This window comes from Sphingorhabdus lutea, assembly GCF_001889025.1.
GTDB lineage: Bacteria > Pseudomonadota > Alphaproteobacteria > Sphingomonadales > Sphingomonadaceae > Sphingorhabdus_B > Sphingorhabdus_B lutea.
The window spans coordinates 1,087,479-1,113,913 of record NZ_CP018154.1 but is presented as its reverse complement, the minus strand read 5'-3'; the positions used below and the strand labels follow the sequence as shown (position 1 = coordinate 1,113,913).

Here is a 26,435-nt window from a genome sequence, read left to right as displayed (position 1 = left end):
AAGGGTAAATGAAGAGTATAAAGGAGAGATTCGTAATGCCCACCCAATTGGACATGGCAATTGAGGCAACAGTTGCCAAATTAATGAACAATAATGGCCCACTTTCAGTGAGTTATGTTAATAAATTTGGCGTCGATTTGCCCATGATAAAGCAGGCTCCGACAAATTTACGTGATTATTTTGCATTTTTCTGTGCCCAGCAAGGAGACAAAATTTTCCTTGTCGACAATGAAATTCGTTTGAGTTTTGCCGAAACCTATGCCGCCGCGCGCACCTTGGCCGGCGGTTTGGTTGCCGGACATGGCGTTAAAAAGGGCGACCATATTGGTATTGCGGCGCGAAATTCCGCCAATTGGATTATCGCGGAAATGGCGATTATTATGGCGGGCGGCGTTGCCACATTATTAAATGGTTGGTGGACAGGTCATGAATTGGCCGAGGGAATTAGGCTTGCCGAATGTAATATTGTGTTGGCGGATGAGCCGCGCGCCAAAAGATTGGCCAAAGAAGATATTGGCGGGGCAAAGGTCATTTTGTTCAAGCATGATTGCCCACCAACTGAGGGATTATCAGCCTTAATCGAAAAGGGCGGCGACCATGAAACCGCCCTGCCCGAATTAACGGGCGAGGATTTGGCGACAATATTATTCACATCTGGCTCAACCGGCCAATCAAAGGGCGCATATTCCGACCATCGCGGCGTGGTGCAAGGTGTGATGAGCTATGTCGGCCAAACATTGACATTTTTTGAATTAATGACCTCTATGGGGCAAGCCCCCACTTTACAGCCCGCAACATTATTAAATGTTCCATTATTCCATGTTACTGCCGCTGTGCCGGTTTTCATGCAAAGCTTTGCCATTGGCCGCAAATTGGTTTTAATGCCCAAATGGGATGCTGAGGATGCAATGCGCCTTATCCAAAAAGAACAAATCACCTATTTTGTTGGCGTTCCGTTGATGAGCATTGAAATTGCGACCCATCCAAAACGTAAAGAATATGACCTTACCAGCTGCACCGCCTTTGCCGCTGGCGGCGCGCCGCGTCCTGTGGACCATGTGCGTAAAATTAAAAAAGAAATGGAACATGCCTTTCCCCTGCTCGGCTATGGCTTAACCGAAACCAATGGCGTGGGCTGCGGTAATTTTACCGAAAATTATTTGGCCAAACCAACCAGCACCGGTCCTGCAACCAAACCAATTGTCGAAGTGGGCATAATTGATGATAATGGCAATCAACTGCCACAGGGGGAGCGCGGCGAAATTGGCATTCGTTCCATCGCCAATTTCCTTGGTTATTGGAATAATGAAGAAGCGACCAAGGCCGCCTTTACCAAGGATGGTTTCTTCTTAACCGGTGATATTGGATATTTGGATGAAGATGGATATTTATTCATCGTTGACCGGAAAAAGGACATCATCATTCGCGGCGGCGAGAATATTAGCTGTCCTGAGGTGGAGGCTGCCGCCTATGAGCATGACGCCATTGTCGAGCTTTCCATTATCGGAATAGAAGATGAAAAATATGGCGAAGTCCCCGGCATGATTTATGTGACCAAGGATGATACAGCATTGGATGAGGCCGATATTGCCGAATTTATCAAGGCAAGATTGGCGCCATTTAAAGTGCCAGTTCATTTTTGGCATCATGTTGGTTTATTACCCCGCCTTGGCACGCAAAAAATCGACCGTGTCTTGCTGCGTAAATTATTTAATGAACGGGTAAATGGCTAAATTGGCATAAATTTCGATATAAAATATCGCAAAGCATAATTTTTAGGAAATTTTTATATGTGGCAGGGCTCAATGGCCTTGCCCATCATGTCTTTGCGCCTATAATGAAATGATATGCAAAAAATTGAAAATCAACGCGCCATTATCGATCGAAAATCTATTTTCGAGGCACTGCAACTTATTCATGAAGAAAATAGTGCCAATTCGCGCGCGCAAATTTTATCACTTTTGCAACAATCATTGGAAAATGGGCGCAAAGAAATTGCCCATCGGTTAATGAATGCGCCTTCTGCGGGCCATGCCGCCGCCGCACAGCAGGCATTTTTGGTCGATCAACTGGTCCGAATAATTTACGACCATGTCACCCAAAATCTATATCCCGTGGCAAATCCATCCGCCGCCGAACGTATCGCCTTGGTCGCGGTCGGCGGATATGGGCGCGGCGAAATGGCGCCGCATAGCGATGTTGATATTGCCTTTATTACCCCGATTAAGCGCAACGCATGGGCCGAACAGGTGGCCGAGGCGATATTATATTGGTTATGGGATTTGGGGTTAAAGGTTGGCCAATCAAACCGATCATTGGACGAAACCGTTCGCATGGCCAAAGAGGATTTGACTATCAGAACCGCCCTGTTGGAATCGCGGTTCATTTGGGGCGACCGCGATATTTATGCCGAGGCACGAAACCGTTTTTGGGCCGAAGTTGTTGGCAAGACCGCCCCACAATTCATTGCCGACAAAATGGCCGAGCGTGAGGCACGCCACCAACGCATGGGCGATAGCCGATATGTGGTTGAACCCAATGTAAAGGATGGCAAGGGCGGGCTGCGTGATTTGCACACATTATATTGGATTGGGAAATATGTTCACCGTGTGCGTGTGGCCCGTGAATTGGTTGATTTTGGATTATTTACCAAGGCAGAACATAAAAAATTCTGGAATGCGGAAAATTTCCTATGGGCCGTGCGCTGCCATTTGCACCAAATTACGGGCCGAGCAGAGGACAGATTAACATTTGATTTGCAACGCGAAATTGCTGAAAGAATGAATTTCGCCGATAGAGAGGGGCAAAGCGCGGTTGAGCGATTCATGCAATTTTATTTCCTAAATGCAAAAATTGTTGGCGATTTGACGGGGTTATTCATCGCCCATTTGGATAATAATATGGCGCAAAAGGGCCGACGTTTCCTGCCCACCATCATGCGCCGCCCGCGCAAATTAAATGGTTTTCGGTTGGATCGTGGGCGGCTTGCCTTACCCAATCAAGATTTTTTCAAAGAAGATCCGGTGCGATTGATTGAGATTTTCCAACTGGCCGATAAATTTGAATTGGAAATCCATCCAGAGGCGATGCGCACCGCGCGAAGACAGGCAAAATTGATTAAGAAAATAACGCGCCTTGACCCAAGGGCAAATGAGTTATTCCTTAATATTTTATGCAGCGAACGCGACCCTGAAACCGTGCTGCGGTGGATGAATGAAGCAACAATATTTGGCCGTTTCATCCCCGATTTTGGCAAGGTTGTCGCCCAGATGCAGTTTGACATGTATCATCATTATACCGTCGATGAACATAGCATTCGTGCCATTGGCTTATTGGCGCAAATTGAACAGGGAAAATTGAAAAAAGACCATCCGCTTGCCGCATCAATTATGAAACAAATTTCAAGCAGACGGGTTTTATATGTCGCCACATTCATGCATGATATTGCAAAGGGACGCGGCGGCGACCATAGCGTTTTGGGCGCGGAAATTGCCGAAATTTTGTGTCCGCGACTGGGCCTGTCCGATGCGGAAACCGAAATGGTGGCATGGTTGGTCCGTCATCATTTATTGATGTCGGCCACTGCGTTCAAACGTGATTTATCCGATTTCAAAACCATATTGGATTTTTGCCAAATCGTGAAATCACCCGAAAGATTGCGGTTGCTGCTGGTCCTTACCGTGGTGGATATTCGCGCAGTTGGCCCTGCCGTCTGGAACAGCTGGAAACGGCAATTATTAACCGATTTATATGATGCCGCTGAAGAAGTGCTGCGTTTGGGCCATAAACAACGTGGCCGTGATGAACGGGTAAAGACCAAAAAGGCCAATATTCAAGAAAATATATCATTATCAAAAAGCGCCTATAATAATATTGCGCGTAAATTGCCCGATCCATATTGGATTGCCGAGCCTGAGGATATTATTGAACGTAATATATTATTATTACATGAAAATAAGGACACGGAATTGGCGCTGGATATTTGTTATTATCCCGAACGTGGCGCGACATTGGTTTCTATTATGGCTGCCGATCACCCCGGTTTATTTTACCGTATGGCGGGCGCCATTCATTTATCGGGCGGCAATATTATAGATGCACGTATCCACACGACAAAAGATGGGGTCGCTCTAGATAATTTTTTAATCCAAGATCCGCTTGGCCGCCCATTTCAAGAAGAAGCACAAATTGCAAAATTAAAGCAAACCATTGGCGACGCACTTGCCAATCGTAGCAAATTAGCCCCGAAATTGGAGGCAAAGCCGTTGGTCAGGATGCGTGCCGATGCGTTTAAAATTTCACCATCGGTATTTATTGATAATCAGGCATCAAACCGTTTTACCGTGCTGGAGGTAAATTCCCGTGACAGGCCCGCTTTATTAAGCAATTTGGCCCATGCATTGTTTAAATCCAAAATTATGCTGCATAGCGCACATATCGCCACCTATGGCGAGCGGGCGGTGGATACATTTTATGTCACCGATTTATTTGGCGCCAAAATTGACAATAAAAATAAATTAAAATCAATTGAGGAGGCATTATTAAAGGCCGCATTGGGCGAAAATGTGCCCGATGTCGGCATTGCTGCTTAAACATATATCGCCCGAAAAATTTATTATATCGGGCGAATGACACCGCATATGATGCGCGGGCCGCTATTGCCGCTGGGGTCGGTTTTCATATCATCCGGTCCGGCGTGAATGACAATTGATGTGCCGTCGGCATCATAAAAATCTTCTATTTTTTCTGCTTTGTCCAAAATTATTGTCTTTTTCGTCTTTCCCATTTTAAGGGTCATGATATTGGGCAGGTCGCCATGATGCGGTCCCATAGGATTTTCTGTGCCATGCCCGCGCCCTGCCGGATTCCAATGCCCACCGGCTGATGTGAAGTCGGGCCCTTCACATACACCCTTTTCATGCAAATGCATGCCGCGCAGCCCTTCTTCGCTTAATATAACGTCAATATGCATAATGACTTTGCCTGCATTCTGGCTAAATAATGCCTTTCCCGCGACATTATTTTTACCATCATACAAAATTGCCTGGGCGAAATATTGCGCGCTTTGTTCTTTCACCTTTGCCGCAATGCTTTCACCATTATTTTGCCCGCTTACCGGCTTATCCATCACCGCGCAGGATGAAAGCATCAACATCCCCGCCACAAATAGGATTTTTTGACCAATGGATTGATTTTTAATATTATCTATCATTGCTGCTGTGCTCCATCATCTAATATATTTTCTATCCGAAAGGCAGATAATAAAGGCGGATCCAATTTGACAAAGCCCTTTTCATCCATCAATTTTTCATTATCTAACTTCATTTTGTGAATAGCAGAAATTTCTTCATTGATAAACTTTACCCTATTTTTCCAACGATCATGCGTTGGTTCTGTAAAAATTCCTTGGCCATGCTCTTTGCCATATCTAATCCAAAAATTTATCGCGCTTTGCGGGTCATATCCGGCATTATATATTAACCAAATGGCCAGCCGGTCCGCCTGCTCCTCTGTCCCGCGCCGCAATTTCGCACTTTTACCAAAAATACGGCCAATCCCGTCGCTTACGCCATTTTCTTTTAAAAATTGGCGATGGCGCAATAAATTATGCGCCATTTCATGCGCCACCACCACCGACAATTCATCATCATTGGGTGCATAATTCATCAAACCCATGCTGATGCGAATTTTTATACCATTTGCCCCTGCGGTTAAATTTCCACCGCTGCTGACCTCAAATTCGCTAAGACAGACTTGTTCAGATTTAATCAAAAATTGTTGCCGGGTAACACCGCGTTGCAGCATGAATGATAGGGCGGCATTTTCATTAAATGCACCGCGTAAAATTTGTTTAAAATCGGCCAGCCGCTCAAAACCCTTTTGCCACGAAGTAGGCGCGGGATGATTTTCCCATTGCCACAAATTATCGCCAAAATTGATTACGCCATCTCCTGCTGCAATGCCGGCATTGTCGGCGGGACTGTCCTTTACAACGCCCGATATTTCAATTTCTTGGGTAAAGGGAAAAATATGCCGGATGAATTGCGGGTCGGCATATTGCGCAATATCATGCAGGATAAGGCCGCTATATTGCATTTTTTGCGAACAATATGCAGCATTTGCCTTGGCCAGCCGATATCCAATGCCTGCCAAACGGACATCTTGTGAAATTAAGTCGCGATAATCGTCAATTTCTGTTTGGCTTGGCTCTGCATCAATAACCGCATGGGCAGGATTAACCGGCGCAAATGCCAAGCATAAAAGCGCAAAAAGCAAAAGATGGGATATTTTTCGCATTATATTTACCGTGGCGCGGCGGCGCGTTGTAACCGATCATTTATCGCCGCGCCAATATCATCATCAAAAATCGGCGCGATGGCAATTGCATTTTTTTCTGAAGCATCAGCGCGGTGCAGCGCGGCATATAAATTTGCCGCCGCCTCCATCATATCGCCATTAACAGATAAATTTTCATCGCATTTCATTTTGCCAAAACCAATATAAAATTCATCCTCATTTGCCGATGTGGCATGTAATTTAAGCGGTTTATTAGGCGCATAATGACTGCTTAATTGCCCAGGTGCCGTGATAACTCCATCCTCATTTTTCGCATAAATTTTTACTGGCGCAAATGTTAACAGCATATTTCGTGTAATTGGCCCTTCACGAAGAATGAAAATTTGTTCATCAATCACCCTGATTATGGTGGATTCCAATCCTCGTTCACAATTTCCGCCATCCAAAATCATGTCCACATTTTGGCCAAGGCTGGCATCGACATGCGCGGCGCAGGTCGGGCTAATCCCCCCGCTTTTATTCGCAGAGGGCGCGGCCAAATATAGCCCGCTTTGCCGCAATAATGTTTGCATAACCGGATGGGCCGGACAACGAATGGCAATGGTGGGCAATCCCGCAGTCACTGCGGCGGCCACCCCTGCATCATGGCGCAGGGGCGCAACTATGGTCAATGGACCAGGCCAGAATTTTTCGGCCAATTTTTCGGCAATTGGGTTAAAATCAGCCAATTTTTGCGCCGCCATCATATCGGGCACATGCACAATTAACGGGTTAAAATCGGGCCGTCCCTTTGCGCGATAAATGGCGGCTACTGCTTCATCATCCTTTGCATTGGCGGCCAGGCCATATACCGTTTCGGTAGGCGCAGCCACCAAAGCGCCATTGCGCAATAAATTGACGGCGCGCGAATATGATTCGGCGCTGGGTGAAAAAATCTGGCTTTTCCCTTGGGGATTTGAGCGTTGCATATTAATGCGTTATATAGATGCATATTCAAAATTAAAAGGAAACTTCGCCAAAATGTCATTTACTGCGCCAACCCAAGAACAATTATTCGTCCTAAAACATATTGCCCAAATTGATCAATTGGCCGGCCATAATGCATTTAGCGACGCCAGCGAAGATATGGTGCAGGCAATTGTGGAGGGGATTGGCGATTTTGCGGCGGGTGAATTTGCGCCGTTAAACCGTGTTGGCGACATGGTTGGCGCACAGATGAAGGATGGCCGCGTGGTCATGCCGCAGGGATATCGCGATGCATATCAACATTATGTGCAAAATGGGTGGGGCACAATTAACGCCCCTGCCGAATTTGGCGGACAGGGCCTGCCCTTTACTTTGGCGATGGCGGCGCTGGATTCACTTGGCGCGGCAAATATGGCCTTTACCCTTTGCCCCATTTTGTCAGTAGGATCGATTGAGGCGATTTTGCATCATGGCAGCGACGCGCAAAAGGAAAAATATCTGCCCAAATTGTCCAGCGGTGAATGGACCGGCACCATGAATTTAACCGAGCCACAGGCCGGATCGGATGTTGGCGCGTTAAAATCCACCGCCACCCCGCGCGGTGATGGCACATATGCCATTGCAGGACAAAAAATTTATATCAGCTTTGGCGATCATGATATGGCCGATAATATCGTGCACCTTGTCCTTGCCCGCACGCCTGATGCACCAGAGGGAACGCGCGGTATTTCATTATTCCTTGTCCCGAAATATCGGGTGAATGATGATGGCAGTTTGGGCGAAGAAAATGGCGTAAAAACCATTTCAATTGAACATAAAATGGGGCTTAACGCCTCGCCCACTTGCGTCTTGCAATTTGGCGAAGATGGCGAAAGCATTGGTGAGTTAATCGGCCCAGAATTTGGCGGCATGCGGGCCATGTTCACCATGATGAATAATGCGCGGATAAATGTGGGCTTACAGGGCGTGCAAATTGCCGAGGCGGCGACACAGGCCGCCATTTCCTATGCTCAAGACCGCGTGCAATCGGCCAGAGCAGGCGCAGCCGACAAATCATCCGTCACCATTATTCAACATCCCGATGTGCGGCGCATGTTAATGCGGATGAAGGCGGGCACACAGGCGCTACGTGCATTATTATATTATTCGGCAAGCAAGGTTGATTTGGCGTCATTGGGCGATGAAGCAGCAAAGGAAGCAGTCGATATATTAACCCCACTTGCCAAAACCTATGGCACCGATTTGGGCAGCGAGATTGCCAGCCTATGTGTGCAGGTGCATGGCGGCATGGGATATATTGAGGAAACTGGTGTCGCCCAATATTATCGTGATATTCGTATCGCCGCCATTTATGAAGGCACAAATGGCATACAGGCCGCCGATTTAGTGGGCCGTAAAATGGGTATGCGCGGCGGTGATGCGTTGAAAGAGCATATTTCTCATATCATAAATGACGCGAAAAAAGACGGCCATGACGCGCTGTCCCGCTTGGCCGATGCCTGTATGCGCGTTTGCACTTCTATGGTGGAAAATAATAATATCGATGATCGCTTGGCGGGCAGCTACGCCTTTACCACCATGTTGTCGGTTGCAACGGCAGGCTGGTTAATGGCGCAGCAATTGGAGGCGGCAAAATTGGTTCAAAGCCAAGAAGGCGACAGTCCATTTTTGAAATCAAAAATCGCCAGCGCACAATATTATCTAAATGTGATGGTGGGTGAGGCCATGGGATTGGAACATAGCGCATTGTCGGGTGCACAGCCCCTATATGCCCTATCGGCAGAAGAATTTGCAGCCTAAGGCGCTGCAAATAATTGCATTACACATAAAAAAGGCCGCGATATGATATTATCTGCGGCCTTTATTTTATCCAAAATTATGGCGGTAATTATTTCGACTTTGATACCCGCCAGATAATATTACCCACATCGTCGCTGACCAATAAACTACCATCCTTGGCCATGGCAACAATGGTTGGGCGGCCCTTTGCCTTGCCATTTTCATCCAAAAATCCGGTCAAAATATCAATTGGCTTGCCCACTGGCTTGCCCGCCTTAAACGGGACAAAAACAACATCATAACCTGCGGCAGGTTCTCTATTCCACGAACCATGACGCGCAATAAATGCACCGCCCGCATAATTGGCGCCAAGCAGGCCATATTTTTCAAAAGCAATGCCAAGCGGCGCAGTATGTGCGCCAAGCGCATAATCAGGACGGCGTTCATATTGACGTTTTTCCGGCATTTCGGGCTGCACACGATAATCGGTATACCCACCCCAATAATGATGTGGCCAGCCATAATCAGCGGCAAATTCAACTGCGGCCAAATAATCAGGGACAAGGTCAGAGCCAAGCATGTCGCGTTCATTGACAACGGTCCATAATTGCCCCTCTGCATCCCAATCCATGCCAACAGGGTTGCGCAGGCCGGATGAATAAGTTCCCGCCTTTTTCTTTTCCAAATCATATTCGATAATCATGGCGCGGCCTTTTTCGCTATCCATGCCATTTTCGCCAATATTGCTGTTTGAACCCACGGCAATATATAATTTTTTGCCGTCCGGGCTGGCGATTAAATTGCGTGTCCAATGCATGTTGGGCGCGGTGGCATTTAATTTATAAATTTCCTCACCCTTGCCAGACAGGGCAGTATCGCCCTCTTTATAATCAAAACGCAAAATAGCATCGGTATTTGCGACATAAAAATTATCACCCACAACCGCCATGCCAAATGGGGAATTTAACCCGTCAACAAATTTGCTGCGCACCTCTGGCACGCCATCGCCATTTGCATCGCGCAACAAGGTGATGCGGTTGGCCGATGGCACGCCCGCCCCAGCCTTGCCCATTAAATATCTGGCCATCATGCCGGTTAAGCCGCCGCCATCCGCAGGTGGTTTATTGGTTTCGGCAACCAAAATATCCCCATTGGGCAGCACGATAATATTGCGTGGATGGTCCAAATCATCGGCGAATCTGGTCACGGTCAATCCCTTGGCCACGATGGGGGATTCGTCCTTTTTCCACCTATCAACATTGGCGACATTTATGGTGGGAAATGTTTGTTCACGCGCCTCGCCAATAATGGGCCGCTCGCCGCTTAAATCGGCGGTGCTATATTGCGCGACATCGGGTCGGGTCAACCACCATCCAAAAATCAGGGCCAATATAATGACCAAAATTGAAAGATTACGAATATGTTTCCACATTTTATGCCCCTTTATTCATGGCGCGGCCATCCATAATGATAGGCGCAGTCATGAGATAGATTATTTGCCTTTTTTCCACATGGTGAGCGCAATGATAGAGCCCAAAGCCATTCCGGAGAGAAAACCAATTGTCGGCTGGCCAAAATATATGCCGATAAAAGCACCCAATATCATGCCAATGGCAATAAAAATTCCGCCGCCCAATGGTTGTTTTGTTTTGTCATTTTCCATGATGTTATAATGTGCGCGATATGGCGAATATGCAAGTATCTATTGCGCATAAATATGGTCCGAATAAAAATAACTTTTTAATAACCATGAAAGTTGAATGTTCGTCCATATTGCCGCGCTATACATATTTTTACACAAAAAATACGCCAATATATTTTGACCAAATTGGCGTCATAAAAATAAAATGGGGAAAAAATTTGTCAATCAACCTGCCTATATTTGTGCAATCCAAAGACGCCATTATCGCGCAATCATTAATTGATGAAATGGGCATGTTGGCAAGCGTAGAGGCAAATGAACGCGCCCATAAATATCGCGATTTGGGCAATTATATTTTATTTGCCCGTTGGCGGCAAATTGAACGACTTATCATCATTCTGTCCAACAAGGTCACATTTGGCACTATTCATTAAATATCCAAATTATGGGGCGGCCATAAAAATATATGCCCAAATATATTCCCGCAAAAATGACCGACCAAAATAATGCCGGCCAAAATAATGCCGGCCAAAATAAAGGCCGGAAAGATTGCTCCCTCCGGCCATATTTTTACGCGCTAGCGTGGTGGAAAAAGGCTTAGAAGCCCATTCCGCCCATGCCGCCCATACCGCCCATGCCGCCCATATCGGGCATTGCAGGTGCTGATTTATCTTCGGGCAATTCTGCAACGGCAGCTTCGGTGGTGATTAACAAACCGGCAACAGAAGCGGCATCTTGCAATGCTGCACGAACAACCTTGGTCGGGTCAATCACGCCTGATTTGACAAGATCTTCATACACATCGGTCGATGCGTTAAATCCGAAATTCTCATCGCTTTGTTCCAATAATTTGCCAGCAACAACCGCGCCGTCAAAACCGGCATTGGTTGCGATTTGGCGAACTGGTGCCTGAAGCGCACGGCGAACAATGTCGATACCACGTGTTTGGTCATCATTTGCGCCGGTCAAACCTTCAAGAGATTTTGTCGCATAAAGAAGCGCAGTACCGCCGCCAGGGACGATGCCTTCTTCAACAGCCGCGCGTGTCGCATGCAATGCATCGTCAACACGGTCTTTTTTCTCTTTCACTTCAACTTCGGTTGCGCCGCCAACTTTAATGACTGCAACGCCGCCTGCCAATTTGGCAAGACGTTCTTGCAATTTCTCACGGTCATAATCAGAAGTGGTATTTTCAACCTGTGCGCGAATTGCTTCAACACGTGCTTTAATTGCTGGCGCATCGCCCGCACCATCAACAATAACGGTATTGTCTTTATCAATGGTAACGCGTTTTGCCTGACCCAACATGCCAACGGTTACATTTTCAAGCTTAATGCCCAAATCTTCAGATACCATTTCACCTTTGGTAAGGATGGCAATATCTTCAAGCATTGCTTTACGGCGATCACCAAATCCAGGTGCTTTTACCGCAGCAACCTTCAAACCGCCGCGAAGTTTATTAACAACCAACGTCGCCAATGCTTCGCCTTCAATATCTTCGGCAATGATTAACAATGGACGGCCAGCTTGCACTACTGCTTCCAAAATGGGGAGCATAGGCTGCAAATTGGTCAGCTTTTTCTCATGGATAAGGATATAAGGATTGTCGAGTTCGGTCAGCATTTTTTCGGTGTTGGTGATGAAATATGGTGACAAATAACCACGATCAAATTGCATGCCTTCAACAACATCCAATTCAAATTCAAGGCCCTTTGCTTCCTCAACAGTGATAACACCTTCTTTGCCAACTTTTTCCATGGCTTCGGCGATTTTTTCACCCACTTCGGTATCGCCATTGGCAGAAATAACGCCAACTTGCGCCACTTCATTGGTGCCTGCAACTGCTTTTGAACGACCTTTTAGATTTTCAACAACCTTTGCAACGGCCAAATCAACACCGCGTTTCAAATCCATTGGGTTCATGCCCGCTGCGACAGATTTCATGCCCTCACGAACAATTGCCTGCGCCAAAACGGTGGCGGTGGTGGTGCCATCGCCTGCGACATCATTGGTTTTTGAAGCAACTTCACGCACCATTTGTGCGCCCATATTTTCAAATTTATCTTTTAATTCGATTTCTTTGGCAACCGACACACCATCTTTGGTGATACGCGGTGCGCCATAGCTTTTATCCAAAACAACATTACGGCCCTTTGGTCCCAATGTTACCTTTACCGCATCGGCAAGAATATCAACACCGCGAAGAATGCGTTCACGCGCGTCGCGGCCAAATTTTACGTCTTTAGCAGCCATATTAAATTTCCTTTTTCTTAAACTATTTTTTGGTTACACGGCATGAAATATGCGTGTTATATGGAATAAATTATCCCAAAATCCCCAAAATATCGCTTTCTTTCATGATGATAAGGTCTTCACCACCGACTTTAATTTCGGTGCCTGACCATTTACCAAATAACACGCGGTCGCCGGCCTTTACATCAAGCGGCGTGACTTTGCCGTCTTCTGATTTTGTGCCTGTTCCAACGGAAACAATTTCACCTTCTTGTGGCTTTTCCTGCGCACTATCAGGGATAATGATTCCACCAGCGGTCTTTTCTTCTGCTTCTACACGGCGAACAAGAACGCGGTCATGCAATGGACGAAATGTCATATACGTGCCTTTCTTTCAATAGGTTATACATTGATTTTGGATGCGCTAACGCGAAAAATTCTGCGATACCGCCCCAAAAACAATATGTTGATTTCAAACTAGCACTCTATCATATCGAGTGCTAACATCGCCCATATGGCGTTTTAAAAATAAAGGTCAAGGGCCAGCAGGGATAAAAAAAATATTTTTTCAAAGAAAATTTGTAACCTTTTTCTCATTATCCACGAAACCCCTTATGACATCATAAATGGATGCGTAATTTGCGCCGATGATGGCAAGATTATAAATAGATTTTTTTTTGGAGATTAACATGAATAATATTTTGAAAATTACCGCCGCTGCTGCTTCTTTAACCGCTGCCGCAGCATTGATTTCAACCCCTGCGGTTGCCGCCGGTGCAAAGGAAAAATGCTATGGCGTTTCATTAAAAGGTAAAAATGATTGCGCCGCCGGTCCAGGCACAAGCTGTGCAGGAACATCCACCGTTGATTATCAAGGCAATGCATGGAAATATGTAGCAAAAGGCAGCTGCGTTAAAATGGGCGGTTCATTAAAAGCAAAAGCCGGCAATATGGCGCCAAAGCCAAAAAAATAAAAATTAAGTAATTTTGTAGATGAAGCCCACCGATCATATGGAAAGCAAATTAACCAATCCAGCCCCCCTGCCACATGATGTGGGGATTGGTTTAAAACCAGACCATTATGATAACCTTCTCCAACATTCCTCGGAATCAAATAAGGTCATATACTCACCCGCATGGGTGGAGCTTCATCCGCAAAATTATATCGGCCCTCATGGTATATGGGGTGGCGGCCCGTCACATAATTGGCTAGCCGCCATTGCCGAAATTTACCCATTAAGTTTTCATTCTGTCGCCCTGTCCCTTGGTTCTCCAGATGGCGTTGACCGCGAGGAACTGCGCAGATTAAAACAAATTTGCGCGCGATATAGTCCCGCAAGCGTTTCGGACCATTTAAGTTTTTCAGGCAATGCCCATGATCGTTTTGCCGATTTACTGCCCATCCCCTATACCGCCGAAATGCTGACGCATTTTGCCGCGCAGGTTGATATTGTGCAGCATGAGCTTGGCCGCAAAATTTTAATCGAAAATCCGTCACGTTATTTGGCATTTACCCATGATGAAATGGATGAAACCACCTTTATGGATATATTATGTCAGCTTTCCGGATGCGGCATGATATTGGACATAAATAATGTGGATGTGTCTTGCAAAAATTTGGGATTAAGTGCCTATGAATATTTGGGCCAAATCAATCCCGAACATGTCGGCGAAATCCACCTTGCCGGCCATTTTGTCGAACATCATGATAGCGGCCCATTATTGATTGACGATCATGGCCGCGCGCCCAATGATGATTGCTGGGATTTATTTTCATATTATCTGTCCAAATCACCTCCTTGCCCCATATTGATTGAATGGGATAATAATATCCCGCAATATGATATTTTAATGGATGAAGTGAAAAAGGCGCGGCGCATTATAGAGCAGGCAGTTAATAAGCAACAGGCTGGCCAAAATGGATAATCCGCCCAATTTCAAATATATTTTGGACAATATTGTCAATAGCATCAATTTAGGGCCAAATAGCATTGATGAACGCCTGTATAAAGGGCCAATAGACCGCGTATTTTTGGGCTTAATGGCTCATGCCAACACCATCAACCATGCGCGGTTGGTGGCATTGGAAGAAACTTTCCCCATGACCCGCACAGCGATGGGCGAAGATAATTTCAACCAAATTTCGCGAAAATATATTGAACTGCCGCATATACGCATATGTCATAATGGCGATATTGGACATGGCTTTGCAGATTATTTGCAGGAAGAAGGGCAAGATATTGCCATCATCGATCTGGCCAAAATTGAATGGGCCTGGCTCAAAAGCTATCATGCCATGGCCGATGACATTTTAACATTGGAACAATTGGGCCGGTTTGACGAAGCGGGCCTATTATCGGCCATGTTGCGAACGACATATTCATTTTTCCAAATCCCGCTCAACGCGCCATTACATGGTGATTTGCATGAAATATTGGGTGATATGAGCGCATCAGATGTTGCGGCAATCGCCGTTCACCGCCCCCATGAACAGCTGCTGTTTATCCCCTTAAATCATGTTCAATACCAGTTAATTAACATGATTGATAAGGGAACGAAAATTGAAAATATCCTATCCCATATTATTCAGGAAATGGGCTTTAATGACCCCCTGCCCATTTTAATTGACATTATCCAAATGCAGATATTGTCGATTGAGCCATAAATATTTTTAAGTCGCAATAAAATAAAATTACATAATTGTAACCTATTCATCCCTTCCCCCGAATATCAATATATAGAGATTAAATATTCAGGGAATATAAGATGATACATAAAATTCAAAATAGCTACCATCAATTTGCGGCATTTATATCTGGCCGCGTGCCAGAGGCGATGATGCTCTTATTTGTGCGTGTTGCCTTGGCGGGCATATTCTGGCGTTCGGGCCGAACAAAGGTAGAGGAAGGAAGCTGGCTACAGCTAAGTGAAACCACGACATTCCTGTTTGAGGAGGAATATGCAGGCGTCCCCCTGCCGTCTGATATTGCCGCCTATATGGCGACCTATGCCGAACATTTATTCCCCATTTTGTTAATTTTGGGATTGTTCACGCGGATTTCTGCTACAGCATTGTTAATCATGACATTGGTTATTCAATTTTTTGTTTATCCCGATGCATGGTGGCAGGTACATATTATTTGGGTCGCCATGGCTTTAACCTTGATTGTTCGTGGTGGCGGCCTATTCTCGCTTGACCATATTTTATCAAGAAAGAGTTACGCAGCATGATTGCGAGCGACAGTATATTACGCGATTTGATGATAAAGTCACAGCAGGGCGATAAAAGTTCCTATGCGGCTTTATTAAAAGAAACGGCCAAATGGTTGAAACGATATTATGCACAAAAAATTGCGCCCGATATGGTCGATGATTTAATTCAGGAAACATTGATGTCGGTGCATAAAAAAATACAAAGCTATGATAGCAGCCGTGCATTTCTGCCTTGGTTGGCCGCCATTGCCCGCTATCGCTGGGTCGATAAATTGCGGCAAGAATATAAACATGCGGCCGATGAAATCCCCGAAACCATTGGGGAAGATAGCCATGAAGAGGTGGTTATCGCCAATATTGGCATATCGCGTTTATTGGACCAAATCCCCCCTGCACAGGCGGAGGTGATAAGGTTAACCAAAATTGAGGGCCATAGCATTGCCGATGCCTGTGAACGAACAGGCCAAAGCGAGGCGCTGGTCAAGGTAAATGTACATCGCGGGTTAAAGAAAATGGCCGCGTTGATTGAATCGGAATGATTGAGAGTGAATGACATGAATGAGTTTAACTTTATTGACAATCTGGTTGATGATTTAAGGCCTGTTAAGCGGTTAAGCCGCCGTACCGGTTTTGCCATAATTTCAATTGTTGTCATTCTTGCTATGGCGGCGATTATTTTTGGCACAGGTATGCGCGGCGATTTGGCGGCGGGGCAACCAGCGCCCATGTTTTTGCTGCGTTCCGGCATGTTAATTTTATTGGGCGGGGTCACGGCACATGCATTATTGGCCATGGCATCGCCATCGGTGGGACGGCATAATAATGGCTGGGTCATTGCATTGGGCGCGGCGGCGTTATTTCCCATTGTCGGCCTTGTCCTTGCCGTCATTAACGGGCCGGGCGTGGCAGCAAGCATGGCGCAATATGGCGCAGAATGCCTGCAATTATCGTTAATTTCCGCACTGGCCATTTCTGTGCCCATGGTGCTGCACCTGCGCAAAGGTGCGCCAACGTCGCCCGAACGTGCGGGCTGGTTAACCGGAATAGCAGCAGGCGGGTTTGGCGGATTTGCGTATAATCTGCACTGCCCTTTTAACGATATTACCTATATCGGCCTATATTATGGATTGGCCGTTACCATATCGGCAATATTGGGCCGGATTATCGTCCCGCGCCTTATCCGTTGGTAATATGGATTTCAAAATAAAGACGGGGATATTGGGCGATTAAGACCGCGCAGATATTCCCGCTTTACGCAGGGCGGCCTTTGCCTCCGCGATGCTATATTCGCCAAAATGGAAAATAGATGCGGCCAACACCGCACTGGCATGTCCCTTTATCACGCCGTCAACCAAATGGTCCAAATTGCCAACCCCGCCGCTGGCCACCACGGGAATGTTCACCTGATCGGATATGGTGCGGATTAACTCCAAATCATATCCCGCCTTTGTGCCATCACCATCCATGCTGGTCACCAATAATTCCCCCGCGCCAAGGCGGGTTAGGTTCAATGCATGGTCCACCGCATCAATTCCCGTGGCCTTGCGCCCGCCATGGGTGAAAATTTCCCATTTGCCGGTCCATGTGCCATCTTCTTTCATACTGCGCCGCGCATCGACGGAGGCAACACAGCATTGGCTGCCAAATCTTTGTGCAATATCGCCCACCAATTCGGGGCGGGAAACCGCCGCGCTGTTCACCGCAACCTTATCCGCGCCGGCCAATAATAATGCGCGCGCATCATCATCGCTGCGCACCCCGCCGCCCACGGTTAATGGCATGAAACATACCTCTGCCGTGCGGCGCACCATGTCCAATAAAGTGCCGCGCCCGTCACTGGTCGCGGAAATATCTAAAAAGCAAAGCTCATCCGCGCCGGCATCATCATATGCCTTTGCCTGTTCAACCGGATCGCCCGCATCGACCAAATTTACAAAATTCACGCCCTTTACCACGCGGCCATTGGCCACGTCCAAACAGGGGATGATGCGTGTTTTAACGGTCATAATTTACACGCCCTTCGTTAATTACGTTCGGCCATTGCAATGGCGGTGGCAAGGTCCAGTCGCCCTTCAAAAATGGCGCGGCCTGTAATCACGCCCTCAATCCCCTCATCCGCGAAATTGGACAGCATGTGGATATCGTCAATTCCCTTTACCCCGCCACTGGCGATAACGGGCATGTTAATTTGCCGCGCCAAATCGACCGTTGCGTCAATATTGCACCCTTTTAACATGCCATCACGGCCCACATCGGTAAATAAAATGGACGCAACGCCCGCATCCTCAAATCGGCGGGCAAGATCAACCACGGGCATATCGGACACCTCTGCCCATCCTTCGGTGGCGACAAATCCGTCCCACGCATCCACCGCGACCACAATGCCGCCTTCAAATTCATGTGCCATATCTTTGACAAATTCAGGATCTTTTAACGCCGCCGTGCCAATAACCAAACGCGACACGCCAAGGGTGAACCAACGTTCCACCGTTTCACGATTTCTTATCCCGCCACCAAGTTGAATATGCCCATCAAACGCATCAATAATCGCCTCAACCGCGCTGGCATTTTCCGGTTTTCCGGCAAATGCCCCGTCAAGGTCAACCACATGCAAAAATTCTGCGCCCTGCGCGGCAAATGCCGCCGCCTGCTTTGCCGGATTTCCCGCATAAATGGTGGCGCGGTTCATATCACCCTCTGCCAAACGGACAACTTGGCCATTTTTCAAATCAATTGCGGGAAAAACAATCATGCGGTCCACTCCAAAAAACGGGATAAAAATTCAATTCCATAATGCTGGCTTTTTTCGGGATGAAATTGCACTCCCAAAATATTATCGCGCCCCACGGCGGCGACCAATGGACCGCCATGGTCGGTGGTGGCAATGATATGGGCGGGGTTTTCAGCATCAAAATGGAAACTGTGCAAAAAATATGCCTCACCCGATTGGATTAGGCCATTTTGCGTGGATAAAATTACATCATTCCATCCCATATGCGGCACTTTCACGCCGCGCGCATCGCCATCCAATTCGCGCACTTTTCCTTCAATCCAGCCAAGCCCCTTTGCGCCGCCAAATTCCAACCCCTCATCGGCCAATAATTGCATGCCCACACATATGCCCAAAAATGGAACGCCGCCATGTAATACGCGCTGGTTCAGCGCATCTTCCATCCCGTCAAGCGCGCGCAGCGCCGATGCACATGCCCCAAATGCACCCACACCGGGCAAGACAATTTTGTCCGCGCGCGCCACATCATCCACATTGCTGGTAATATGGACATTATCCGCCCCTGCCTTCACCAATGCGCTACGCACCGAATGCAGATTACCTGCGCCATAATCAATCAGCGCAATCATCAGCTTGCCAACATCCCCTTGGTTGATGGAATTGCGCCATTTTTACGCGGGTCAATTTCCACCGCTTGGCGCAGGGCGCGGGCCGTGCCCTTAAAAATACTTTCGGCAATATGATGATTATTTTCACCATGAATTAACGAGATATGCAGCGTCACCCCTGCCCCATCGGCAAAGCTGTGAAACCAATGCTTGAACAATTCAGTATCCATTTCGCCCAATTTTTCTTGGGTAAAGGCGGCCTGCCACACCAAATATGGACGCCCCGATAAATCCAATGCAACCCGCGATAATGTTTCATCCATCGGCGAATATGCATTGCCATAACGCATAATCCCTGCCTTATCGCCCAATGCCTTTGATATAGCCTCGCCAATGGCAATCGCGCTATCCTCTGCGGTATGATGTTGGTCAACATGCAAATCGCCCTTTACCCGCAAATCAATATCGATAAGCGAATGACGCGATAATTGTTCAATCATATGGTCCAAAAAACCAATGCCGGTGGACACATTATATGCCCCCGTTCCGTCCAAATTTACGGTCACGGAAATTTCGGTTTCCTTGGTGTTGCGTTCAATAGATGCTGTTCTCATATTATTTGCTATAATATGACCGCATAAATATACAATATTTCTTATTCCCTTTTTTGCACAAATCATACTTGATTTCATGGCGATGAACGTCCACCAATAGCGATTATGACACAAGATACCCCTGATAGCCTGATTCCCTATGATGATATTGTGCAAGATGCACTTCGCGCCGTGGTTGGCCGTGTATTGCGCGATATAGAGGCGGGCGGCCTGCCCGGTGATCATCATTTTTACATCACCTTCAAAACACAGGCACCAGATGTTGTCATCCCCACACATTTAATCGAACGTTTCCCCGATGAAATGACCATTGTTTTACAACATAAATATTGGGATTTAAAAATTGGCGACGCGCATTTTGAGGTTGGCCTGTCGTTCAGCGGCATTCCATCGCATCTTTATATTCCCTATTCCGCGATAACCGCCTTTGTTGATCCAGCAGTTGACTTTGCCCTGCAATTTCATGTTGATGCTGCCGTGGAAGAACCCGGCGCTCATGAGGCCGCACAAAATGATGAGGCGGAAACATCCGTAAGCAAAGACGGCCAGAGTTCAGATGGCAGGGGACCAGATGATAGTGGGTCAAATGTCGTCAATGTCGATTTTGGCAAAAGAAAATGAAAATACGCCCTATCACCTCTGCCATTATTGGTTCGGTCATTGCCCAAAAATCAAAGGGCAGCGGCATTATTGGCGCAGGTTTGGGCATGGTTGCGGGCCGCATCGCTTCAAAATCACTGCCTGGCGCGGCGTTAATTGGCGGTTTGTTAATCGGCAAAACAATTTATGATGCCCGTAAAAATAAACAACTTCTTTCACACGATAAAACTGACGCAAATATCGACGCCCCAATGATTGAAAATAGGGCTGATATAAAAGCAGCAAATAAACAGCCCAAATTAGAGACGAAATAAGTTTTCCTAAGAGGAATTTTTTTCGTATATTTCCCTTCCTTCCCTCTTGACGAGACCCGTTAATTTAGGGCAGGTGCGAATATGGCCGAACAGAAAAACATATCATCCAAATCCAGCGATATTATATTGGACCGGCGCGGTCTATTATTTGTGCTGTCCTCGCCCTCTGGCGCGGGCAAATCTACCTTGGCCAAGAAATTATTGTTAAGCGATGATAAAATCGGCCTGTCAGTATCCGCCACCACCCGCCCGCCCCGCCCGGGCGAAGTTGACGGCGTGGATTATCATTTTGTTGATGTTCCCACATTTAAACAAATGGTTGCCGATGGCGAATTTTTGGAATGGGCGCATGTTTTTGACCATCGTTATGGCACGCCAAAGGCACCGGTGGAGGCGTTGCTTGCCTCTGGCCGTGATGTGTTGTTCGACATTGATTGGCAGGGGACGCAGCAGCTTTTCCAAGAAGCGGGCAATGATATTGTGCGGGTTTTCATCCTGCCCCCCTCCATCGATGAATTGGCGCGGCGGCTGCGCTCTCGCGGCACAGATAGCGAGGAAGTGATAGAAGGGCGCATGGCGCGGGCAAAGTCCGAAATTGGCCACTGGGATGGATATGATTATGTGCTTATTAATGCCGATGTGGAAAGCTGTTTCGTCAAGGTTCAGCATATATTGGAGGCAGAGCGCCTGAAAAGGTCCCGTCAAAAGGGGCTTATAGGCTTTACCCGCGAATTGATGCGCGATTAAAATATCTGCATATGGTTAACATGATTTAAGCCATATTGGGTTACTGCTTTATAATCACCCTTTGGTAAAATGCCCCTTAATGACAAATTAGGGGTTAAAAAATGGCGTTGCTGAGACAGATTATTGCTTTGCCATTTACAGCAAGGGCAGCAAAAATTGCATTATCTACCGCAATTTTAGCGCCATTTGCTGTAGGCGGGTTGGGCCAGCAATCCGCCGCCGCTTCGGCATCATTAACCACCAATATCAGCTATGAAGAATATAGCGAAATTTGGGTAGAGGATGACAGCACATCCTATAGCAGCGATGAAACACAATTTGGCGAAGATAATGACGCGCCGGCCTTTAACGACTTTTCGCACGAAAAACCCATTTCAAAATCATATGGCCCATTTTACATGGTGACGGGCAACCGCGCCATATTAAATGGCGAAGTGGACAGCTATAGCCCCGCTTTATTCGCCGCGATGCTGCGCGATTATCCTGCGCTGAAACAAATTGATATGGTCGAATGTGGCGGCACAGTGGATGATGAGGCAAATCTTGCCCTTGCCCGTATGATTAGGAAAGCCGGCATCACTACCTTTGTTCCGGCGGGCGGATCGGTGCGTTCGGGCGGGGTGGAATTATTTTTGGCGGGCGCGGCGCGCAAAGCCGACCCAAAGGCAGAATTTGCGGTGCATAGCTGGCGCGATGAAGATGGGATGGAAGCGGATGATTTCGCCGCAAATGACCCCATCCATGCCGATTATATCAATTTTTACCGCGACATGGGGATGAGCGAGGATAAAGCCCGCGCATTTTACAACCTAACCAACAGCGTGGAACATGACCGCGCATTATACCTGCGCGGCACCGACATTGCGAGCTATATCAAGGTTGATTAAGAAATATTACTGCCATATAGTCAGTAAATATATTTACCAATTACTACCCGCTTTATTTAGAGCTTCTAAAATTATTTTTTTGGTTTCAGAGCGACGCTTGCCATTATTTCTTAAAATTTGAATTGACGGAAGCACGGCTTCTTTCTCTGCACGCAGACGCGCCAAACCTAGCCCAAAATCCTGAAATGAAACGGACTTATTTTTCTTTTTTGAGGTCTTCAATTCCATATTCATCATTTGTCTCAAAGCGAATCCTTAAATCCATATAATATAAATCAAGGTCTTTAGAAAGTGTAAACAATAAATATGCCTGCTGCAGCATTTCCGGAGCAGTCCCCGAAGCATATTGCCCCATACGGTCTGCAATCAAATCTTCTGGAGAAATTACAGCAAATTCTCTGCCTTTGGATACTTTAAATATTTTAATCCTTTCTCTATCCGCTCGGCCATCCAGCAATTGACTGCCGACAACTTCGAATGCCAATGCCAAATTACTATTAATCCAAGCAGGTGAGCAATGGCCAATACCATTGGGCCGCTCAAAGCCATGTTTCAGCATTATTTCTTCAAAAATATTCTGTCGTCCAGTTACAACATCAAAATCACCAGTAGCAATTTCACTTTGCGTATATAATTCTACTGCAGCCCCACCAACCAAAATTGGGGGTTGATAACCTTTTTCTGTCATATCCGTGCTAATATCCGCAAATATTAAAGCAGCATTACGAAACTCTTTACGGTACATATTTTTGTAACCTACAACATATCCTTTAAATAATGCCCCGTGTGGGATCGCGGTTCTTTCACCACTTGTTCCGGTGTGCCGGCGGCGATGATTTCGCCGCCCTTTACCCCGCCATCCGGGCCAAGGTCGATAAGATAATCAGCGGTTTTAATCACGTCCAAATTATGTTCAATCACCACCACGCTATTGCCCTGATCCACCAAGCGGTGCAGCACCTCCAATAATTTACGCACATCTTCAAAATGCAGGCCCGTGGTTGGTTCATCCAAAATATATAATGTTTTGCCTGTGGAGCGTTTGGATAATTCCTTGGCCAATTTTACCCGCTGTGCCTCACCCCCTGAAAGCGTAGTTGCCTGTTGCCCCACCTTTATATAGCCAAGGCCAACTTCATATAGCATCGCCATTTTGTCTCTTATGGGCGGCACAGCCTTAAATGTTTCAACCGCATCCTCCACCGTCATGTCCAACACATCGGCGATGGACATGCCGCGCCATTTTACCTCCAATGTTTCGCGGTTATAGCGTTTGCCATTACATTGTTCACAGGTGACATACACATCGGGAAGGAAATGCATTTCAATTTTAATCACCCCGTCGCCGCTGCATGTTTCGCACCGCCCGCCCTTTACGTTAAAGCTAAAGCGGCCCGGCTTATATCCCCGTGCCTGAGATTCGGGCAGGCCGGCAAACCAATCACGAATATTGGTAAAGGCACCGGTATAGGTGGCGGGGTTGGATCGCGGCGTGCGGCCAATGGGCGATTGGTCAATGTCAATCACCTTATCACAATGTTCCAATCCAGTAATTTTGTCATGCGCCCCCGCAATCACCCGCGCCCCATTTAATGAACGCGCGGCAGCGGCATATAATGTATCTATGGTGAAACTGGACTTACCCGATCCCGAAACACCCGTCACACATGTAAATGTGCCAAGAGGGATGGAGGCGGTGACATTTTGCAGATTATTGGCCCGTGCGCCATGGACGGTTAATTTTTTGCCATTGCCCTTGCGCCGTTTTTCCGGAACATCAATTTTGCGCGTGCCGTTAAGATAAGCGGCGGTCATCGACCCCTTTGCCTTTAATATTTTGTTGAGCGGTCCTTCGGCCATGACTTTGCCGCCATGCACGCCCGCCCCCGGGCCAAGGTCCACGACCCAATCGGCGGTGCGTATCGCATCTTCATCATGTTCCACCACAATCACCGTATTGCCCAAATCGCGCAGCCGCCGCAGCGTGGCCAATAATCGGTCATTATCTTTTTGGTGAAGGCCAATGCTGGGTTCATCCAGCACATATAAAACCCCCGACAGGCCAGAGCCGATTTGGCTGGCCAAACGGATGCGTTGCGATTCCCCGCCGGACAATGTGCCCGACGTGCGGTCAAGGTTCAAATAATCAAGGCCGACATTGTTCAAAAAGCCAAGCCGCTCGTTTATTTCCTTCAAAATCGCCTTGGCAATTTGTTGTTGCTGACTGGTTAATTTCTCCTCCAAATTGCCAAACCAATGCAGGGCGTCGGCCACGCTCATCTTCGTGGGCTGTGCAATATGGCATCCGGCTATTTTTACCGCCAGTGATTCCGGTTTCAACCGCGCACCATCGCATATTTCACATGGTTGAGATGTTTGGAATTTGCCCAATTCCTCGCGCATCCAATTGCTATCTGTTTGCAACATACGGCGGTTCAAATTGCCGATAACGCCTTCAAAAGCCTTCATCACATTATATGATTTACGCCCGTCTTTAAAAGTCAGCTCAATTTTCTTACCTCCCGTGCCATATAGGATGACAAGACGCACCTCGCCCGAAAGCTCATTCCACGGCGTTTCCATATCAAAACCATAGGCACGGCCAAGGCTTTCCAACACTTGCATATAATATGGGCTGGGCGGATTGGATTTTGCCCATGGAACAATTGCCCCTTTTTTCAGGGTAAGCCCCTCATTCGGCACAACCAATTGCGGGTCAAATTCCAATTTCTCGCCAAGTCCATCACAGGCGGGGCACGCCCCATGGGGGGAGTTAAAACTGAACAAACGCGGTTCAATTTCGGCAATGGTAAATCCGGATACCGGACAGGCAAAACGCTGTGAAAAAACAATGCGATTGGCGGGCAAGCCAGCACCCTTCATATTTTTTCCGGTGGATTCATTTTCTTCCCTGCCCTCCACCACAGCATCGACCAAATCAATATAGGCAAGCCCATCGGCCAATTTTAATGCGGTTTCAAAACTATCGGCCAGTCGCTGCTCTAAATCGCGTTTCACGACAAGCCGGTCAACCACCACTTCAATATCATGCTTATATTTTTTATCGAGCGTGGGGGCGTCCTCTATCGCATAAATTTCGCCATCAATCCGCACACGGGTAAAGCCCGCCTTTTGCCATTCGGCCAATTCTTTGCGATATTCACCCTTGCGCCCACGCACCACCGGGGCAAGCAAGTATAGCCTTGTATCATCGGGCAATTGCATCACACGGTCCACCATCTGGCTGACCGATTGGGCAGAAATAGGTTCACCCGTTGTGGGCGAATAGGGCACACCGACCCGCGCCCATAAAAGCCGCATATAATCATAAATTTCGGTGACAGTCGCCACGGTGGAACGCGGGTTGCGGCTGGTGGTTTTTTGTTCAATGGAAATGGCGGGGGATAATCCCTCAATATGTTCCACATCTGGTTTTTGCATCATTTCCAAAAATTGGCGGGCATAGGCAGACAGGCTTTCCACATAGCGCCTCTGCCCCTCTGCATATATGGTATCAAATGCAAGCGAGCTTTTCCCCGATCCGGAAAGGCCGGTAATCACAATTAATTTATCACGCGGCAGGTCAATATCCACACCCTGAAGATTATGTTCCCGTGCCCCGCGCACTTTAATATGTGTCAAACTCATCGAAAATTATTTCCTGCCTTGGATGAAAGAGAATTTAGTTTTTTTACTATTCGCAATATTGAGAGCCAAAGTCCACCGCCCTAAAAGGACAGGTGGACAAAATAAAACAGCACCCACCTCCCAAACAGGACAGATGGATAAATATAGCCCCCATTTT

Annotated in this window: 28 protein-coding genes; 14 read left to right on the top strand and 14 right to left on the bottom strand. The window is 47.1% G+C overall.

What is annotated here, in order from left to right:
• Positions 1–8: 8 nt before the first annotated feature.
• Together LPB140_RS05300 and LPB140_RS05295 are read left to right on the top strand one after the other, a co-directional pair.
• The gene (locus LPB140_RS05300; RefSeq protein ID WP_335682206.1) at positions 9–1,733 is read left to right on the top strand and encodes a class I adenylate-forming enzyme family protein; all 1,725 of its coding nucleotides are present in this window, start codon (positions 9–11) and stop codon (positions 1,731–1,733) included.
• A 114-nt stretch (positions 1,734–1,847) separates the two neighbouring features.
• Entirely contained in the window at positions 1,848–4,592 is a 2,745-nt protein-coding gene (locus tag LPB140_RS05295) for a [protein-PII] uridylyltransferase (protein WP_072558963.1), read from the top strand.
• Positions 4,593–4,615: 23 nt separating this feature from the next.
• On the opposite strand, the gene LPB140_RS05290 is transcribed toward LPB140_RS05295, so the two are convergent.
• The 3 genes from LPB140_RS05290 to LPB140_RS05280 are packed head-to-tail and all read right to left on the bottom strand — an operon-like array spanning position 4,616 to position 7,265.
• Positions 4,616–5,212: a superoxide dismutase family protein gene (locus tag LPB140_RS05290; protein ID WP_083550038.1), complete on the bottom strand. Its 597-nt coding sequence runs from the start codon at positions 5,210–5,212 to the stop codon at positions 4,616–4,618.
• Positions 5,209–6,297 carry a M48 family metallopeptidase gene (locus LPB140_RS05285; protein ID WP_072558962.1) on the bottom strand — a complete coding sequence of 363 codons (1,089 nt, stop codon included), beginning with the start codon at positions 6,295–6,297 and terminating at the stop codon, positions 5,209–5,211. The genes LPB140_RS05290 and LPB140_RS05285 overlap by 4 nt, the downstream gene beginning before the upstream one ends.
• 5 nt (positions 6,298–6,302) lie before the next feature.
• On the bottom strand, positions 6,303–7,265 hold the full coding sequence (locus tag LPB140_RS05280) for an L-threonylcarbamoyladenylate synthase (protein WP_072558961.1): 963 nt from the start codon (positions 7,263–7,265) through the stop codon (positions 6,303–6,305).
• Positions 7,266–7,317: 52 nt separating this feature from the next.
• Between LPB140_RS05280 and LPB140_RS05275 the strand changes: the two genes are divergently transcribed.
• A complete protein-coding gene (locus LPB140_RS05275) occupies positions 7,318–9,063 on the top strand; it encodes an acyl-CoA dehydrogenase family protein (protein WP_072560428.1) in 1,746 nt (581 codons plus the stop codon).
• A gap of 88 nt (positions 9,064–9,151) precedes the next feature.
• Here the strand turns inward: LPB140_RS05275 and LPB140_RS05270 are convergent, their stop codons facing one another.
• Positions 9,152–10,474 (bottom strand): PQQ-dependent sugar dehydrogenase, encoded by a 1,323-nt coding sequence (locus tag LPB140_RS05270; protein WP_072558960.1) that lies wholly within the window; start codon positions 10,472–10,474, stop codon positions 9,152–9,154.
• A 60-nt stretch (positions 10,475–10,534) separates the two neighbouring features.
• On the bottom strand, positions 10,535–10,705 hold the full coding sequence (locus tag LPB140_RS12440) for a hypothetical protein (RefSeq protein WP_198024177.1): 171 nt from the start codon (positions 10,703–10,705) through the stop codon (positions 10,535–10,537).
• A gap of 86 nt (positions 10,706–10,791) precedes the next feature.
• Here LPB140_RS12440 and LPB140_RS12185 point away from each other — a divergent pair, with 86 nt between their 5' ends.
• A complete protein-coding gene (locus LPB140_RS12185; RefSeq protein WP_198024176.1) occupies positions 10,792–11,118 on the top strand; it encodes a ubiquitin family protein in 327 nt (108 codons plus the stop codon).
• A gap of 163 nt (positions 11,119–11,281) precedes the next feature.
• On the opposite strand, the gene groL is transcribed toward LPB140_RS12185, so the two are convergent.
• Complete coding sequence (gene groL, locus LPB140_RS05260) at positions 11,282–12,937, bottom strand: chaperonin GroEL (protein ID WP_072558959.1); 1,656 nt, start codon at positions 12,935–12,937, stop codon at positions 11,282–11,284.
• 70 nt (positions 12,938–13,007) lie between these two features.
• On the bottom strand, positions 13,008–13,295 hold the full coding sequence (locus LPB140_RS05255; RefSeq protein ID WP_072558958.1) for a co-chaperone GroES: 288 nt from the start codon (positions 13,293–13,295) through the stop codon (positions 13,008–13,010).
• A gap of 310 nt (positions 13,296–13,605) precedes the next feature.
• On the opposite strand from LPB140_RS05255, the gene LPB140_RS05250 reads away from it, so the two are divergent.
• The 6 genes from LPB140_RS05250 to LPB140_RS05225 all read left to right on the top strand — a co-directional run bounded on the left by LPB140_RS05250 (position 13,606) and on the right by LPB140_RS05225 (position 17,319).
• Positions 13,606–13,890 (top strand): BufA1 family periplasmic bufferin-type metallophore, encoded by a 285-nt coding sequence (locus LPB140_RS05250; RefSeq protein ID WP_072558957.1) that lies wholly within the window; start codon positions 13,606–13,608, stop codon positions 13,888–13,890.
• Between the two features lie 37 nt (positions 13,891–13,927).
• A complete protein-coding gene (locus tag LPB140_RS05245) occupies positions 13,928–14,842 on the top strand; it encodes an MbnB/TglH/ChrH family RiPP precursor modification enzyme (protein ID WP_072560424.1) in 915 nt (304 codons plus the stop codon).
• A complete protein-coding gene (locus LPB140_RS05240; RefSeq protein ID WP_072558956.1) occupies positions 14,835–15,581 on the top strand; it encodes an HvfC/BufC family peptide modification chaperone in 747 nt (248 codons plus the stop codon). The genes LPB140_RS05245 and LPB140_RS05240 overlap by 8 nt, the downstream gene beginning before the upstream one ends.
• 101 nt (positions 15,582–15,682) lie before the next feature.
• Complete coding sequence (locus LPB140_RS05235) at positions 15,683–16,147, top strand: DoxX family protein (protein ID WP_072558955.1); 465 nt, start codon at positions 15,683–15,685, stop codon at positions 16,145–16,147.
• On the top strand, positions 16,144–16,668 hold the full coding sequence (locus tag LPB140_RS05230) for a sigma-70 family RNA polymerase sigma factor (protein ID WP_072558954.1): 525 nt from the start codon (positions 16,144–16,146) through the stop codon (positions 16,666–16,668). The genes LPB140_RS05235 and LPB140_RS05230 overlap by 4 nt, the downstream gene beginning before the upstream one ends.
• Positions 16,669–16,683: 15 nt before the next feature.
• On the top strand, positions 16,684–17,319 hold the full coding sequence (locus LPB140_RS05225) for an NrsF family protein (RefSeq protein ID WP_072558953.1): 636 nt from the start codon (positions 16,684–16,686) through the stop codon (positions 17,317–17,319).
• 36 nt (positions 17,320–17,355) lie between these two features.
• Here the strand turns inward: LPB140_RS05225 and hisF are convergent, their stop codons facing one another.
• The 4 genes from hisF to hisB are packed head-to-tail and all read right to left on the bottom strand — an operon-like array spanning position 17,356 to position 20,082.
• On the bottom strand, positions 17,356–18,135 hold the full coding sequence (hisF, locus tag LPB140_RS05220) for an imidazole glycerol phosphate synthase subunit HisF (RefSeq protein ID WP_072558952.1): 780 nt from the start codon (positions 18,133–18,135) through the stop codon (positions 17,356–17,358).
• Positions 18,136–18,152: 17 nt separating this feature from the next.
• A complete protein-coding gene (hisA, locus tag LPB140_RS05215) occupies positions 18,153–18,881 on the bottom strand; it encodes a 1-(5-phosphoribosyl)-5-[(5-phosphoribosylamino)methylideneamino]imidazole-4-carboxamide isomerase (RefSeq protein WP_072558951.1) in 729 nt (242 codons plus the stop codon).
• Complete coding sequence (gene hisH, locus LPB140_RS05210) at positions 18,878–19,492, bottom strand: imidazole glycerol phosphate synthase subunit HisH (protein WP_072558950.1); 615 nt, start codon at positions 19,490–19,492, stop codon at positions 18,878–18,880. The genes hisA and hisH overlap by 4 nt, the downstream gene beginning before the upstream one ends.
• Positions 19,489–20,082 (bottom strand): imidazoleglycerol-phosphate dehydratase HisB, encoded by a 594-nt coding sequence (gene hisB / locus LPB140_RS05205; protein ID WP_072560422.1) that lies wholly within the window; start codon positions 20,080–20,082, stop codon positions 19,489–19,491. The genes hisH and hisB overlap by 4 nt, the downstream gene beginning before the upstream one ends.
• Before the next feature lie 105 nt (positions 20,083–20,187).
• Here hisB and LPB140_RS05200 point away from each other — a divergent pair, with 105 nt between their 5' ends.
• From LPB140_RS05200 to LPB140_RS05185, 4 genes are all read left to right on the top strand, one after another.
• Complete coding sequence (locus LPB140_RS05200) at positions 20,188–20,703, top strand: SspB family protein (RefSeq protein ID WP_072558949.1); 516 nt, start codon at positions 20,188–20,190, stop codon at positions 20,701–20,703.
• On the top strand, positions 20,700–20,996 hold the full coding sequence (locus LPB140_RS05195; RefSeq protein WP_072558948.1) for a hypothetical protein: 297 nt from the start codon (positions 20,700–20,702) through the stop codon (positions 20,994–20,996). Before LPB140_RS05200 ends, LPB140_RS05195 begins: the two co-directional genes overlap by 4 nt.
• 81 nt (positions 20,997–21,077) lie before the next feature.
• Positions 21,078–21,743 carry a guanylate kinase gene (gene gmk, locus LPB140_RS05190; RefSeq protein WP_072558947.1) on the top strand — a complete coding sequence of 222 codons (666 nt, stop codon included), beginning with the start codon at positions 21,078–21,080 and terminating at the stop codon, positions 21,741–21,743.
• Between the two features lie 101 nt (positions 21,744–21,844).
• A complete protein-coding gene (locus tag LPB140_RS05185; protein ID WP_072558946.1) occupies positions 21,845–22,630 on the top strand; it encodes a hypothetical protein in 786 nt (261 codons plus the stop codon).
• Positions 22,631–22,663: 33 nt separating this feature from the next.
• Here the strand turns inward: LPB140_RS05185 and LPB140_RS12320 are convergent, their stop codons facing one another.
• From LPB140_RS12320 to uvrA, 3 genes are read right to left on the bottom strand one after another with little or no spacing between them, the layout of a single operon-like run.
• Positions 22,664–22,858 carry a hypothetical protein gene (locus LPB140_RS12320; protein WP_156874144.1) on the bottom strand — a complete coding sequence of 65 codons (195 nt, stop codon included), beginning with the start codon at positions 22,856–22,858 and terminating at the stop codon, positions 22,664–22,666.
• Positions 22,827–23,375: a hypothetical protein gene (locus LPB140_RS05180; RefSeq protein WP_072558945.1), complete on the bottom strand. Its 549-nt coding sequence runs from the start codon at positions 23,373–23,375 to the stop codon at positions 22,827–22,829. The genes LPB140_RS12320 and LPB140_RS05180 overlap by 32 nt, the downstream gene beginning before the upstream one ends.
• A gap of 11 nt (positions 23,376–23,386) precedes the next feature.
• Positions 23,387–26,278, bottom strand: a complete 2,892-nt coding sequence (uvrA, locus tag LPB140_RS05175) for an excinuclease ABC subunit UvrA (protein WP_072558944.1) — start codon at positions 26,276–26,278, stop codon at positions 23,387–23,389.
• Positions 26,279–26,435 lie beyond the last annotated feature (157 nt).